This is a genomic window from Burkholderia sp. KCJ3K979 (assembly GCF_016759955.1).
Classification (GTDB): Bacteria; Pseudomonadota; Gammaproteobacteria; order Burkholderiales; family Burkholderiaceae; genus Burkholderia; species Burkholderia orbicola.
Map to the genome: position 1 here is coordinate 16467 of NZ_JACFYV010000002.1, position 14285 is coordinate 30751.

Genomic DNA, 14285 nt, shown 5'->3' on the forward strand with positions numbered 1-14285 from the left:
CAGGAGAATCCGATGAACACCGCTGCTCCCGTTGCGCTGTCGGTCAGAAACATCCACAAGTCGTTCGGCGATCACCATGTGCTGAAGGGCATTTCGCTCGACGCACACGAGGGCGACGTCATCTCGATCCTCGGCGCGAGCGGATCGGGCAAGAGCACGTTCCTGCGTTGCCTGAACCTGCTCGAGACCCCCGACGACGGCTCCGTCGCGCTCGCGGGCGAAGAGCTGGCGATGAAGCGCGCCCGCGACGGCAAGCTGCATCCGAGCGACCGGCGCCAGGTCGACCGGATTCGCTCGCAGCTCGGCATGGTGTTCCAGAACTTCAACCTGTGGTCGCACATGACGGTGCTCGACAACCTCGTCGAAGGGCCGCTGCGGGTGCAGAAGCGCAGTCGCGCGGAAGCGGTGGAGGAAGCCGAGGCGCTGCTCGCACGCGTTGGCCTCGCGGACAAGCGCGGCTACTATCCCGCGCACCTGTCGGGCGGCCAGCAGCAACGTGTCGCCATTGCCCGCGCGCTGGCGATGCATCCGAAGGTGATGCTGTTCGACGAACCGACGTCGGCGCTCGACCCGGAGCTGGTCGGCGAGGTGCTGCGCGTGATGCGCTCGCTGGCGGAGGAGGGGCGCACGATGCTGGTCGTCACGCATGAAATGGGCTTTGCACGCCACGTATCGAACCGCGTGATGTTCCTGCATCAGGGCGAGGTCGATACGGACGGGACGCCCGACGAAGTCTTCGGCGGCCAGACTTCCGAGCGCTTCCGGCAATTCGTGTCGAGCCACCACGACCGCACCACGAACTGAGGCTGCCATGACCGTATTCCGTGCGGCGCGGCCGCTCGACTGGCGACAGGTTGCGGCGGTGGCGGCCGGCGAGCCGCTGGCATTGGCCGACGAGACGCGCGCGCGGGTTGTGGCCGCTCGCGAACTCGTCGACGAGATCGTCGCGCGCGGGATTCGCGCCTACGGCGTCAATACCGGCGTCGGCGCGCTGTGCGACGTGATCGTGTCGCCGGCCCAGCAGAGCACGTTGTCGCACAACATCCTGATGAGTCACGCGGTGGGCGTCGGCATGCCGCTCGGCGCGGCCGAAACGCGCGCGATCATCGCGGCCGCGATCAACAACTATGCGCACGGGCATTCGGGCGTGCGTGCCGACGTCGTCGACCAGCTCGTCGCGCTGCTCGAGCACGATTGCCTTCCCGAAGTGCCGGCGCACGGCTCGGTCGGATACCTGACCCACATGGCGCACGTCGCGCTCGTCTGCGTCGGGCACGGCCATGCGCGCCATCGCGGCGAACGCATCCGCGGCGACGAGGCGCTGCGGCGCATCGGCCGCGAACCGCTCGTCCTCGGTGCGAAGGAAGGGTTGAGCCTCGTCAACGGGACGCCGTGCGTCACGGGGCTGGCGGCGCTCGCGCTGGCCCGCGCGGAACGGTTGCTCGACTGGGCCGACTGGATTGCGGCGATGAGCTTCGAGAACCTCGGCGGGCAACTCGCCGCATTCGATCCGGCTTCGCTCGCGCTGCGGATTTCCCCCGGTATCGGGCAGGTCGGCGCCCGTTTGCGTGCGCTGCTGGCGGACAGCGGCATGCTTGCCGCGGCGAGCGGCCGGCATACGCAGGATCCGCTCAGCCTGCGCACGATTCCGCACGTGCATGGCGCGGCGCGCGACGTGTTCGACGTCACGGCGGAGGTCGTCGATCGCGAACTCGCATCGGTCACCGACAATCCGATCGTCGCCGGCACGCGCGAGGCGCCGGCCGTACATTCGCAGGCGCATGCGGTCGGCGCCGGCATCGCGCTCGCGATGGACAGCCTCGCGAGCGCGATGGCGCAGGTCGCGGCGATCGCCGAGCGGCGGCTCGACCGACTCGTGAATCCGCTCGTCAGCGGGCTGCCGGCGTTTCTTGCCACGCCGGGCGGCAGCTGTTCGGGTTTCATGATCGCGCAGTACACGGCGGTCGCGCTGGTCGCGCAGAATCAGCGGCTCGCGGCGCCGGCGAGCCTCGACGGCGGCATCACGTCGGGGCTGCAGGAAGATCACCTGTGTCATGCGACGCCGGCCGCGCTGAAAGCGCTCGACATCATCGAGAACACGACGCGCGTGCTCGCGATCGAGCTGCTGGCCGCCGCGCAGGCGTACGATCTGCAGCCGGGCGAAACGGGGCGCGCCGCATCGACCGACGCGCTGTGGCGACACGTGCGCGAACGTGCGCCGGCGTATCACGACGACCGGCCGCTGGCGGACGATATCGCGATCGCGGCCGGCATCGTCGCCGGTGTGCCGCCGTCGTTGCGGTGACGACGGTCAACGGCGAGCCGATCACTCCACATTCATTCGGTCGAGGGCGCATGAGCGAAACGGAACGCAGACTTTCCGCCCGGCAGGCGTCGGCATCGGCCGACACCGTGCCGGCGCGGGCATTGCCGGCCTACCAGCAGATCAAGCGCTACGTCGTCGAGCGGATCGCGAAGGGCGACTGGAAGCCCGGCGGCGCGATCCCGACCGAGGCGGAACTGGTCAAGGAATTCGGCGTGGCGCGGATGACGGTGTCGCGCGCGCTGCGCGAACTGACGGCCGAGCGCGTGCTGACCCGCATCCAGGGGGCCGGCACGTTCGTCGAGCGCCGGCATTACGAGTCGACGGTGCTGGAGATCCGCAACATCGCGGACGAGATTGCCGAGCGCGGCCATCGGCACAGTGCGCGCGTGCTGCTGATCGAGCGCAGCGTCGACCCGGACGCGATCGATGCGCTCGGGTTGCGCGCCGGGCCCGTGTTTCATTCGCGTATCGTCCATTACGAGGAGGACGAACCGATCCAGTTCGAGGATCGCTACGTGAATCCGGCGTTGTTTCCCGCGTATCTGGAGCAGGACTTCACGCTCGAGACGCCGAATCACTACATGGTGCGACTGGCGCCGATCCAGCGTGCGGAGTTCCGGATCTACGCAGAGAAACCCAATGCGCAGGTGCGTCGGCATCTCGTGATGGAAATCGGCGAACCGTGCTTGCTGTTGCGACGCCGCACATGGGTTGGCGATCAGGTCGCCACGTCGGTCAGGCTGTGGCATCCGGCGTCGCGGTTTCATCTGGCGGGCAACATGTAGGGAAGCGGGGTGGCCCGCTTGCCGCGTCAGCCGTGCTGGCCGGTGCCGCCGCATGGGGCGTGACGGAGCCCTGTCGTACCTGCATCGAAAGGCGATACACTGCGCGGGTTCCCGATTCGGTCGGGAGCGTCGGGGAACCGGGCGACCGCATCGCGGCGCCGGCGCGGATCGCGCGACGGGCCCTGACTCATGCGAAAAAATCGAGAGAAAGAGAGAGGGCCCATGCTGACACGTATTCGTAACGGCATCCTTCGCGCCCAGGACCTGCGCGAATCCGGAGCCGCTATACCCGCCCAGCGTCCGTCGATGGCGTGCGAACTGATCGACCTGAGTGCGAAGCGCGCGACGTGGCGCGTTCCCGTGCCGAACCAGGCGGACTGCTATCTGAAGGCCGAGCCGGGTGGCGCGGAGCGGTTCGTCGTCCATATCGACGCGGACACGTTCTATCGCCGCTGGCTCGAGACGAGCCCCACGTTTCCGAAACAGAATTCGCAGGATTGCGTACCCCGCCGCGCCATGTCGCTCGACAGCAAGTTCGCGACGGCGGCCGCCGCGTTCAGAAGCGGCCGCGACGCACCTGTGACGCTACCGTCGGTCGGCTACTGGGCGGCGGCAAGCGGCTACGAGGTCGCGATGAGCGACGGCATGACGCGCACCTTCTGGCTGCTCGCCCATCGCGTGCGGTCGTTTCCGGTCAGCGTGGCCGACGCGAGCTGGGCGACGATACTGAACGGCCTGGCCGGCATCGGCGTGGCGCCGATCGCGTTCAGCGAGCTGTTCAGCCGGCGCGCATAAGCGCGAGGCCGCCGCGCGGCGCGCATCGTCCGGCTCGATTTGACACGTGGCGCGGCCGCCGATTAAAGTCGCGACGCGGGGCGGTGGGTCAAGCACACGCCCGGAACAGGCAGCCGATGTTCCAGGACTACGGGGCTACCCCGTGGATCAGATCGATACACCGATGCGTCGCAAGTGCGCAAGTTGCGCGTTGCGCAACGACTGCTCTCGCAGCACCAGCCACGTTGACTCATCGTCCCGCCTCCGTTTCCCATGCACTCATCCCTGCGCGACACCACCCGCACGATTGCCGAGGCGATGCTCGCCGGTTCGCCCAAACGCGACGGCGTCATCGCGCGGATGGCCGCCGTGCTCGGCGAAGCGCCGCCGTGGACGCACGAATGCGCGGACGCCGCGCTCGCCCGCTTCGGCGCGGACTGGGCCGATACCGACACCGACGCGCTCTCGGCGGTCCTGGCCGAGGCGCCCGCGTTCGTGCGCGCATGGTATGGCGACCGTCGGCCGGCGGTGATCCGCATCGTGCGGCGGCCGCTGGTCCAGCGACCGTTGCCGGCGCCGCTCGCCGGCTGCGACGTGCCGCACTGGCCGACGCCCGGCGATCTCGCCGGCTGGCTCGGGGTAAGCGTGCCGGAACTCGACTGGCTGGCCGATCACTGGCGTGTCGACGCGCGCAGCAGCGCCACGCCGCTGCATCACTACACGTACGTCGCGGTCGACAAGCGCAGCGGCGGGTGCCGCCTCGTCGAAATCCCGAAGGGGCGGCTGCGCGAAGCGCAGCGCCGCATCCTGCACGGGCTGCTCGATCGCATTGCGCCGCACGGCGCGGTACACGGTTTTCGCAAGGGGCACGGGATCGTGTCGTTCGCGGCGCCGCATGCGGATCGCGATGTCGTCGTGCGCTTCGATCTCGCGGATTTCTTCGTGTCGGTGCGCGCCGCGCGCGTGCATGCGCTGTTCGCGACGCTCGGGTATCCGGCCGAAGTCGCGCGTACGCTCACCGGGCTGTGTACCAATCGCGTGCCGTCGGCGCGGCTGCTCGAGCCGGACCTGCGCGACCGGTTCGACTGGATCGGCCGCCAGCGCTATCGCGAGCGGCATCTGCCGCAGGGAGCGCCGACGTCGCCGGCGCTCGCGAACCTGTGCGCGTTCCGGTTCGACCTGCGACTCGCCGCGCTCGCGCGTTCGCTCGATGCGACCTACACGCGCTATGCGGACGATCTCGCGTTCTCCGGCGGCGGCGCGCTCGCGCGCGACATCGAGCGGCTGCAGATCCGGGTCGCCGCGATCGCGCTCGAGGAAGGTTTCGCGCTGCAATTACGCAAGACCCGCGTGATGCGACGCGGTGCGCGTCAGCAACTGGCCGGCGTGGTCGTCAACCGTCATCCGAATCTGGCGCGCGACGCGTTCGATCGCCTGAAGGCCATCCTGACCAATTGCATCCGGCATGGCCCGGCGTCGCAGAACCGCGCCGCGCATCCGGATTTTCGTGCGCATCTGGCCGGACGCGTCGCGCATGCGGCGGCGTTGAACGCGGCGCGCGGCGCGAAGCTGCGCGCGCTGTTCGACCGGATCGCGTGGGAGCCCGGCGGCGCCGATCGCTGAACCGTCGGGGCCGCGCGACGCCGATCAGCGACTTCTGCATCACGACGCCGCGCACTGCTATCATTCGCGCCATGCCGCGCCCGTGCCAGGCGCGGCGATCATTTGCCGCCGCCGTCCGCCCCTTGCATGCGTACGCGGTGCCGCCTTTGCCGGCCTGGCCTTGCCTGTCAGTGACGCACGACGTCGTTTAGTGCGCATCGCGCAATCATGCCGGCTCAGGTGGACGATTCACCTATTTGACAGCCCCGATTGGCTGAACTTCGTGGTAGGTTCGGCCATCGGAGCTTTTTGCAAAAACATGCCCAAAGAGGATGAATACATGACCCAGGCCCTGCAGGAACTCGAAGCACAACTTCGGGACCTGAACATCAAGCTGTCAGAGGCGAAGCAGAAGGAGAAGCAGGCCGCGCTCGCGGCGTTCAAGGAACAGGTCGAGTTGCTGGGAATTTCGCAACAGGAAGTGCTGAGCGCGCTCGGCTACATCGTCCAGCGCAAGCGCAAGGCGCCTGCCAAGTACTACGATCCGTCGACCGGCCGCTCATGGTCGGGGCGCGGCCCGCGGCCGAAATGGCTCGAAGGCAAGGATCTCGAAACGCTTGCGGTCGATCGCGAGGCCAAGACCTGGTGGCCCGGGGACGATCAGGGCTGAAGCCCGTCGTATCGCAAGGCCATCCGGCGCCGCCCGGTTCGCGCGGGCGGGCGGGCCGGCAATCCTCCGCCCGCCTGCTGTCTTTCATCCGGTGTCCGGCCTGAGCGCGACATCGCCGGCCTCGCCGCCGCACCGGATCGACGTTTTTCCTTCTCTTTTCTCTTTTCCGTTCGTTGCCTGTCATTTTCCGCCTGCCGCCCCGCCAGCGCGGGCCGACGTGCATCCGCCTCCGTCGTTCGCGGGCACAGGCCTTAGAATGTCGCCGGACATTCGTGGCAGGACACCATGGCAGCAAACATGAAATCCTCGGCGCTCGGCGGCCCGTCGGCCCCGCGCGTCGAGCAGGTCGGGGCGTACGCGTGGAAAGCGCTGGCCGGCTCGGCGATCGGCTATGCGATGGACGGCTTCGACCTGCTGATCCTCGGCTTCATGCTGCCGGCGATCACGGCGGCGCTGCACCTGACGCCCGGGCAGGGCGGCGCGCTGGTCACGTGGACGCTGGTCGGCGCGGTCGCGGGCGGCATTGTGTTCGGCGCGCTGAGCGACCGCTACGGGCGCGTGCGCGTGCTGACCTGGACGATCCTGCTGTTCGCGATCTTCACCGGCCTGTGCGCATTCGCGCGCGGTTTCGAGGATCTGCTCGTCTATCGCACCATCGCGGGCATTGGCCTCGGCGGCGAGTTCGGGATCGGCATGGCGCTCGCGGCCGAAGCATGGCCGGCAGCCAAGCGCGCCCGCGTGTCGTGCTACGTCGCGCTCGGCTGGCAGGTCGGCGTGCTGCTGGCCGCGCTGCTGACGCCGTTGCTGCTGCTCCACATCGGCTGGCGCGGCATGTTCGTGGTCGGCGTGCTGCCCGCGCTGCTCGCGTGGGCGATGCGCAACAAGCTGCACGAGCCGGAAGCGTTCGTGCAGCGCGCGACGCAGCCGAAATCCAACGCGTTCCGCATGCTCGTCGCCGACGCCCGCACCGCGCGCACGAGCGTCGGCATCGTGATCCTGTGTTCGGTCCAGAATTTCGGCTACTACGGGATCATGATCTGGCTGCCGACCTTCCTGTCGAAGCAGATGGGCTTCTCGCTGACGAAATCGGGGCTGTGGACGGCGGCGACCGTCGTCGGGATGATGATCGGCGTCTGGGTGTTCGGCCAACTGGCCGACCGCATCGGCCGCAAGCCGACGTTCCTGCTGTACCAGCTCGGCTCGGTCGTGACGGTCATCGCCTATGCGCGGCTGTCGGACCCGACGGCGATGCTGTGGGCCGGCGCGCTGATGGGGATGTTCGTCAACGGGATGGTCGGCGGCTACGGGACGCTGATGTCGGAAGGCTATCCGACGGCCGCACGCGCGACCGCGCAGAACGTGCTGTGGAACATCGGCCGCGCGGTCGGCGGCTTCGGCCCGGTCGCGGTCGGCGCGCTCGCCGCGCACTACTCGTTCCAGACGGCCATCGCGCTGCTTGCCGGCCTGTACGTGCTCGACATGGTCGCGACGCTGTTCCTGATCCCCGAGCTCAAGGGCGTCGAGCTCGAATGAGCACGGTGCGTGCATGCACCGCCACGATTTCACCGGAAACCACGATGCAACGGAACAACAGGACGATCGGCGTGATGGGCTCGGGCAAGGAGCCGTGGCTCGCGTTTTCGGAACCGCTCGGCGCGTGGCTCGCGCAGGCCGGCTTCAACCTGCTGACGGGTGGCGGGCAGGGCGTGATGCTGGCGGTCGCGCGCGCGTTCGCCGGCGTGCCCGGTCGCGCCGGCCGGTCGATCGGCATCCTGCCGACGCAGGCCGATCCGGTCGCGGGCTTCGTGCCGCTCGACGGCTATCCGCATCCGTTCGTCGACATCCCGGTCCTCACGCCGCTGCCGCGCCGCGAACCGGGCGCCGCGCCGGGCACGATCAACCGCAACTACGTGAACGTGCTGAGCAGCGACCTGATCGTCGCGCTGCCGGGCGGGCCGGGTACCGCCGAGGAAATTGCGCTCGCGCAGCGCTGGCACAAGCCGCTCGTCTGCTTCGGGCCGGACGGTGCGTTTCGGTCGCTTGCCGCGGACGCGGTGTGCACGTCGTCGCTCGACGACGTGATCCGGTTCATCGACGATGCGTTTACGGCGGAGCAGGCGCAGGCGGGTCGATAGTTCAGGGATCGAGGCGATTCCTTTCGTCGGGATGCGCGTGTGTCATTCAAGACGAGAACGCATGACGACCTGCGCAGCGACGGCGTCCGCCGATCTCAGCCGCCGGACGGCCCGGGCCGGCTGAAGCGCTGCTCGACGACCTCGGTCCCCCACTGCGTGCCCGCGCTTTCGCTCGTCAGCGCAAAGCCGAACGACTCGTACAGATGGCGTGCGGCATCGAGCCCCTTGAAGGTCCACAGGTAGGTTTCGCGAAACCGGTGCTCGTCGACGAAACGCATCGCGAGCGTCATCAACCGACGCCCGACGCCCGAGCCGCGCAACGCGTCGTTGACGATGAACCAGCGCAGGTGCGCGACGCCCGTCGCCGGGTCGCCGTCGATCGCGAGCGACGCGAGCGTCCGGCCGTCTTCCTGGCACAGCCAGAGCGCCTTGCCGTCGGCCGGCAGCGCACCCGCGAAGGCGGCCAGCTCGGTCGCCACGCGTTGTTCGAAGAAGGCGCCGAAACCCCAGTGTTCCGCATAGAAGCGCGCATGCAGGCTCGCGATGTCGCCGATGCAGCCCGGCTGATAGCCCTCGCGAATCGACGGTGCGTCGGCGGGCGCGACGCTCGCCCTGGCCGCGTTGTCCTGGGCGAGCGCATCGGCATACAGCGCGAGCGAACGCAGCAGCGCCTGCTGGTCGGCCGGAATCATGCGACGAAGCGCATTCGACACCTGGTCGGTCGCGAACGTGTCGATTCTTTTCTGAAGCTTTTTGCCTTCGGCGGTCAGGTACAGCTCGATCGCGCGCGCGTCCTCGCTCGATACGCGCCGCTCCACGACACCGGCCGCTTCGAGCCGCGCGAGTTGCCGGCTCGTGTTCGACTTGTCGAGCCGCAGGATCGCGCCGAGATCCTTCGCGTTGATGCCGGGCGCCATCCCGATCTCGAGGATCGCGTGCACGGCCGACGGCGCCCAGTCGCTGTCGGCCAGCGTCGCGCGCATGAAGCCGAGCTCGCGCACCAGTTTGCGCGAGAAATCGCGCAGCTCGAGGATGGTCGCGTCGCGCGGCTTGGCCGGTGCGTCGATGAGGTCCATGGTTGCCCTGAAAGGTTGCGTATCGCAATCAATAATAGTTGCGAGTCGCAACTTGAGCAAGGCGGATTTTCATGCGGGACCGATTGCTTCGGGGCGGCGCTTGCGCGTGGCCGGACGGCCAGGCCGACGCGACGTGGGGGGCAGCCGGAACGGCGCGCTCGCGACTGGTACAGAAGCGGATGGCCCGGCGTGGATAAGTGGCCGCATACTGGCCGGAGCTGGCCGGCCTGCGAGCAGGGGCATCGACCGATCCTCGATCGACGAACGCGGACCACGGACCACGGAGATCACCATGAACAAGCTGTTGCCGATGACGATCGCGTTGCTCGCCGGGAGCGGCATCGGGGCGGCGCCGCTCCATGCGGCCGGCGCGATGGACGCGCCGCCGTGCAGCGCCGCGCATGCGGCGGATCAGGGCGGCGGGAACGGCGCGATGCCGGGTACCTCGGTCCGCAGCTTCTCGACCGCCGGGTGTTCGGGCGCGGTATTGCAGGGCGACCGGGCTACTGCGACGGTCGACGGCGACAGGATCGAGTTGCGCGACGGCGTCGTCTATGTGAACGGGCGATCCTATGGCGCGGTCACGCCGGCGCAGACGGTCGAATACGAGGCCGCGCGCGACCGGCGCACGTTGAAGGTCGACGGAAAAGTCCGCACGCCGCAGCGCTGAGGCGGATCGCGTGTGCCGGAAAACCGGATGACGGTTGTCATTGCAGTGGTTTTCGCCGCGGGATGCTCGAACGAACACGATGACATTTTTCCGCAACGCACGGCATCGATCCGCTTCCCGAAGCCGGCGCCACGAAGCGCCGGCCCGGGCGCGACTCAGGACGTGGCGACCGCGGCAACCGCCTCGGCCGGGCTGCCCGGCGGCTGGCCGGTTTGCCGGCGCGATCGGCCCGAGCTGAGGTACGCGGCGATCGAATCCTGCGTGATCTCGCCGAGCCACGCGCCGTCGGGGTCGAGCACCGGCATCCACGACACACTGTACTGATACATCTTCGACAGCACGATGCGCAGGTTGTCGTCCGCCGCGACGCCGGCCGGGAACGGCGTCACGCGTTCGCCGCACACGCCGCCGCCGTCGGTGCGTGCCGCGCGGCGCGTCACGTAGCCGAGCGCCCGGCTCGTGTCGTCGAGCACGGTCAGATAGCGGCAGTCGGTTTCGTCCATGACCGCCAAGGCATGCGCGAGCGGCGTATCGACGCGCGCCGTTTCGGGTTGCGTGGCGGCGTCGCCGGCCTTCACGAGCAGCAGGCGCTTGAGCGTGCTGTCCTGGCCGACGAACTGCGCGACGAACTCGTCGCGCGGGCGCGCCAGCAACGTGTCGGGGTGATCGTACTGCACGAGCTGGCCGCGCCGGAACACGGCGATGCGATCGCCCAGCTTGATCGCTTCGTCGATGTCGTGGCTCACCATGATCACGGTCTTGTTCAGTTGCCGCTGCATCTGGAAGAACTCGTTCTGGATCGATTCGCGGTTGATCGGATCGACCGCGCCGAACGGCTCGTCCATCAGCAGCACGGGCGGATCGGCGGCCAGCGCGCGAATCACGCCGATGCGCTGCTGCTGCCCGCCCGACAGCTCGCGCGGATAGCGTTTCAGGTACAGCTTCGGGTCAAGGGCGACCATCGACATCAGGTCGCGCGCGCGTTCGGCGCAGCGCTTCTTGTCCCAGCCGAGCAGGCGCGGCACGACGGTGATGTTTTCCTCGATCGTCATGTTCGGAAACAGCCCGATCTGCTGGATTACGTAGCCGATATGGCGCCGCAGGTCGACTTCGTCGAGCTGCGCCGTATCCTCGCCGTTGATGAGCACGCGGCCCGAGGTCGCGGCGATCAGCCGGTTGATCATCTTGAGCGTGGTGGTCTTGCCGCAGCCCGACGGGCCGAGGAACACGCAGATTTCCCCTTCGGGCACCGACAGGCTCACGGCGTCCACCGCGCGTACGGCCTGGCCGTCCTTGCGCGTGAAGGTCTTGGTCAGTTTGTCGAGTTCGATCATGTCTTCTGCACTCCCTTCGGTGTCAATGCACGTTGCAGCATCTGCAGCAGCCGGTCGGCGACGATCGCGAGCAGGCTCACGAGCACCGCGCCCACCAGCAGTTTCATCATGCTGCTCTGGCCGATCGCACGCAGGATCAGCGTGCCGAGGCCGCCCGCGCCGATCACGGCGGCGATCGTCATTACGCCGATGTTCATCACGACCGCGGTGCGCACGCCCGCGAGAATCACGGGCACCGCCAGCGGCAGCTCGACGAGGCGCAGGCGCTGCCACGACGTCATGCCGATGCCGGTGCCGGCTTCCTTGATCCCCGCCTCCACGTTGTGCAACGCGAGGTAGGTGTTGCGCATGATCGGCAGCAGCGAGTAGAGGAACACGGCGGTGATCGCGGGCGCGGCGCCGATACCCTGGCCGAAGCGCGAGAACAACGGGATCATCAGGCCGAACAGCGCGATGGACGGCAGCGTGAGCACGAGCGTGGCAATGCCCAGCAGCGGCCCGGCGAGCCAGTCGTGGCGATTGATCAGGATGCCGAGCGGTACGCCGGCGACGATCGCGCAGCCCACGGCGATCGCGACGAGCCACATGTGCTGCAGCGTGAGCTGCAGCAGCTCGGGCCAGCTCGAAGCGAGATAGTCGAATACGCTCATCGGTTGCTCCTTCAAGGTAGCGGGTGGGTGCGCAGGAACGCATCGGCCACGTCGCGCGGCGATTTGCCATCGAGATCGACCGCCTTGGCCATCGCCTGCATCGCGTCGTTGTCGAGCGCGGCCGACAGCGCGTTGAGCTGCGTCGCGAGCTTCGGATTGCTTTCAAGCGTGCCCTTGCGGACCACGGGCGTCGCGTTGTACGGCGGGAAGAAGTGCCTGTCGTCCTCGAGCGGCACGATGCCGAAGCCTTTCACGCGTCCGTCGGTCGTGTAGACGAGGCCGATCTTCAACTGGTTGTTGTGCAGGGCCGTATAGACGAGCCCCGGGTCCATCTGCTTCAGTTGCGCGCGGCTGAACTGCATGCCGTAGGCGGCGAGCAGCGGCTTGAGGCCGTCGGGGCGGTTCGCGAACTCCGCGTCCATGCCGAACACGTAGTGCTTCGCGGCGGGATCGGTCTTCAGGTGCTCGGCAAGCTGCGACACCGTCCGGATGCCGGTGGCCTGCGCGAGCTGGCTCGGCAGGCCGATCGCGTAGGTGTCGTTGAGCGGCGACGCGTCGAGCCACACGAGCCCGCGCGGCACGTCGAGCGCCTTGACGCGCCGGTACATTTCCTCGGGCGACAGCTTGTCCTGGATCTTGTTGTAGACGAGCGCCGCGGTGCCCGTGTAATCCCACATCAGGTCGAACTGGCCGTTCTCCAGCGCGCTGCGGGCGAGCGTACTGCCGAGCCCGGCGCGGACTTCGACGTCGTAGCCGCGCGAGCGCAGGTATTGCGACGTGAGTTCCGCGAGTACGTATTGCTCGGTGAAGTTCTTCGCGCCGAGCACGAGCTTCGCGGCGAATGCCGGCGTGCCGGCCGCGACGCACAGCACGCCGGCGGCGCACAGGCGCGCGAGCGATCGAAGGATGCGATGAAGCGTCATGCGGCACCTCCATGGCGTGCGAGCCAATGGCGGCTGCCGGCCGCGACGATGCCGTCCAGCACCAGTGCGAGGATCGCGGTGAGCGATGCGCCGAGCAGCAGCAGCGGCTGGTTGTCGAGGTAGATGCCGGGGAAGATCAGCGAGCCGAGGCTGTCCGCGCCGATCAGGTACGCGAGCGGCGCCGTCCCGACGTTGATCGCGAGCGCGGTGCGCACGCCGCCGACGATGATCGGCAGTGCATTGGGCAGTTCCACGCGAACCAGCGACTGCCAGCCGGTCATGCCGATGCCCTTGGCGGCCTCGCGCAGCGCGGCCGGCACGTTCTTCATGCCTTCGTAGGCATTGCGTGTGACGGGCAGCAGCGACGCGAGGAACAGCGCGACGATCGCGGGCACGTTGCCGATGCCGAAGATGCCGAGCGCGATGGCGAGCACCGCGAGCGACGGGATCGTGTTACCGATGTTGAAGACCTGCATGAAGCGCTCGGCCTGATGTTGGAATCGCGGCCGGCTCAGCAGCACGCCGGCCGGCACGCCCACGGCGATGGCCAGTGTCATCGAATAGACGACCAGCAGCATGTGCTGGCCCGCGTAATAGGCGAGATCGTCCGCGCGCTGATGGAACGTTTCGGCGCCGATGCCGCGCGCCAATGCCCATCCCACGGCGATGATTGCCACCAGGCTGCCCACCAGCTGGACAGTGCGTCGAGTCATGAAGATACGCCTCCTCGATTCGGTGCGGCGCGCGCAGGCGCACGCCGCGATGACGCCGCATGGCGTCGCGATGGAAGTTCGTGATCCCGGCATGGCCGCGATTGAACTGACGGAAACAGTGCTGCCGGCTGCACCGAGGTGCGGCTGGCGGTCGGGTGAACGCAACGACGCGTTCGTCTGATTGTCAGGTTCAGCCCGGCGGCGCCGTAACGGCGAGGCGCGTTCGAGCAGGGCACCGTCTTGTGAAGACGGCATGGATGCGGGCGGCTGGAAGCCGACCGCTGGGGCCGGAGGCCCCTTTGACGTGGCGAAACGGATGCATGCGCAACGAAGTGCGAAATGACATCACGTTGCGCACGAGATCATGCGTTTTGTGATGAAGTTGACGCGAGTATAGAACAATCGATAAATCGCGTCTACCCGAGGGCGATCGCGGCGATGCGTCGCCGGGAGCGCGGTTGCGAAGCGCTGCGTGCGTAAAAATTGATTCGAAGACCGAATCAGTTCGGTAAAACCGTCGTCGCGGCGCACGCGTGCCGATCACGTTGGTCGGCAGTCGCGCGATCGTCGGCGCGGTCTTCCCGCGCACGCCGAGTGCCGCGCGATATTCGACGACTTCGATTCCCG

The 14285-nt window shown here is 68.1% G+C and carries 15 protein-coding genes; 10 read left to right on the forward strand and 5 right to left on the reverse strand.

Going from position 1 to position 14285, the window contains the following annotated elements; genetic code table 11:
* Positions 1–12: 12 nt before the first annotated feature.
* The 8 genes from H3O04_RS00815 to H3O04_RS00850 all read left to right on the forward strand — a co-directional run bounded on the left by H3O04_RS00815 (position 13) and on the right by H3O04_RS00850 (position 8292).
* Positions 13–804 (forward strand): ABC transporter ATP-binding protein, encoded by a 792-nt coding sequence (locus H3O04_RS00815; RefSeq protein ID WP_006481065.1) that lies wholly within the window; start codon positions 13–15, stop codon positions 802–804.
* Positions 805–811: 7 nt separating this feature from the next.
* Entirely contained in the window at positions 812–2305 is a 1494-nt protein-coding gene (locus tag H3O04_RS00820) for an HAL/PAL/TAL family ammonia-lyase (RefSeq protein WP_006481066.1), read from the forward strand.
* 50 nt (positions 2306–2355) lie between these two features.
* A complete protein-coding gene (gene hutC, locus H3O04_RS00825; RefSeq protein ID WP_011549290.1) occupies positions 2356–3111 on the forward strand; it encodes a histidine utilization repressor in 756 nt (251 codons plus the stop codon).
* Between the two features lie 222 nt (positions 3112–3333).
* Positions 3334–3906, forward strand: coding sequence for a plasmid fertility inhibition factor family protein (locus tag H3O04_RS00830; protein ID WP_202586889.1), 573 nt, complete (start codon positions 3334–3336; stop codon positions 3904–3906).
* 252 nt (positions 3907–4158) lie between these two features.
* The gene (locus tag H3O04_RS00835; RefSeq protein ID WP_202586890.1) at positions 4159–5508 is read left to right on the forward strand and encodes a reverse transcriptase family protein; all 1350 of its coding nucleotides are present in this window, start codon (positions 4159–4161) and stop codon (positions 5506–5508) included.
* 319 nt (positions 5509–5827) lie between these two features.
* Positions 5828–6157, forward strand: a complete 330-nt coding sequence (locus tag H3O04_RS00840) for an H-NS histone family protein (RefSeq protein ID WP_011549287.1) — start codon at positions 5828–5830, stop codon at positions 6155–6157.
* Between the two features lie 285 nt (positions 6158–6442).
* A complete protein-coding gene (locus tag H3O04_RS00845; RefSeq protein WP_202586891.1) occupies positions 6443–7690 on the forward strand; it encodes an MFS transporter in 1248 nt (415 codons plus the stop codon).
* Positions 7691–7734: 44 nt separating this feature from the next.
* Positions 7735–8292 carry a DNA-binding protein gene (locus tag H3O04_RS00850; protein WP_237666121.1) on the forward strand — a complete coding sequence of 186 codons (558 nt, stop codon included), beginning with the start codon at positions 7735–7737 and terminating at the stop codon, positions 8290–8292.
* 95 nt (positions 8293–8387) lie between these two features.
* Here the strand turns inward: H3O04_RS00850 and H3O04_RS00855 are convergent, their stop codons facing one another.
* Complete coding sequence (locus tag H3O04_RS00855; RefSeq protein WP_124623230.1) at positions 8388–9368, reverse strand: bifunctional helix-turn-helix transcriptional regulator/GNAT family N-acetyltransferase; 981 nt, start codon at positions 9366–9368, stop codon at positions 8388–8390.
* Positions 9369–9660: 292 nt separating this feature from the next.
* On the opposite strand from H3O04_RS00855, the gene H3O04_RS00860 reads away from it, so the two are divergent.
* Positions 9661–10038: a sugar ABC transporter ATPase gene (locus tag H3O04_RS00860; protein ID WP_202586893.1), complete on the forward strand. Its 378-nt coding sequence runs from the start codon at positions 9661–9663 to the stop codon at positions 10036–10038.
* 155 nt (positions 10039–10193) lie between these two features.
* Here the strand turns inward: H3O04_RS00860 and H3O04_RS00865 are convergent, their stop codons facing one another.
* The 4 genes from H3O04_RS00865 to H3O04_RS00880 are packed head-to-tail and all read right to left on the reverse strand — an operon-like array spanning position 10194 to position 13658.
* Complete coding sequence (locus tag H3O04_RS00865; RefSeq protein ID WP_202586894.1) at positions 10194–11372, reverse strand: ABC transporter ATP-binding protein; 1179 nt, start codon at positions 11370–11372, stop codon at positions 10194–10196.
* A complete protein-coding gene (locus H3O04_RS00870) occupies positions 11369–12022 on the reverse strand; it encodes an ABC transporter permease (protein WP_074808240.1) in 654 nt (217 codons plus the stop codon). Before H3O04_RS00870 ends, H3O04_RS00865 begins: the two co-directional genes overlap by 4 nt.
* 11 nt (positions 12023–12033) lie before the next feature.
* Positions 12034–12945, reverse strand: coding sequence for a glycine betaine ABC transporter substrate-binding protein (locus H3O04_RS00875; RefSeq protein ID WP_202586895.1), 912 nt, complete (start codon positions 12943–12945; stop codon positions 12034–12036).
* Complete coding sequence (locus tag H3O04_RS00880) at positions 12942–13658, reverse strand: ABC transporter permease (RefSeq protein ID WP_012337081.1); 717 nt, start codon at positions 13656–13658, stop codon at positions 12942–12944. Before H3O04_RS00880 ends, H3O04_RS00875 begins: the two co-directional genes overlap by 4 nt.
* Between H3O04_RS00880 and H3O04_RS00885 the strand changes: the two genes are divergently transcribed.
* Entirely contained in the window at positions 13657–13839 is a 183-nt protein-coding gene (locus H3O04_RS00885; RefSeq protein ID WP_023476396.1) for a hypothetical protein, read from the forward strand. The two genes, H3O04_RS00880 and H3O04_RS00885, sit on opposite strands and share 2 nt — an antisense overlap.
* The last annotated feature ends 446 nt before the right edge of the window (positions 13840–14285 follow it).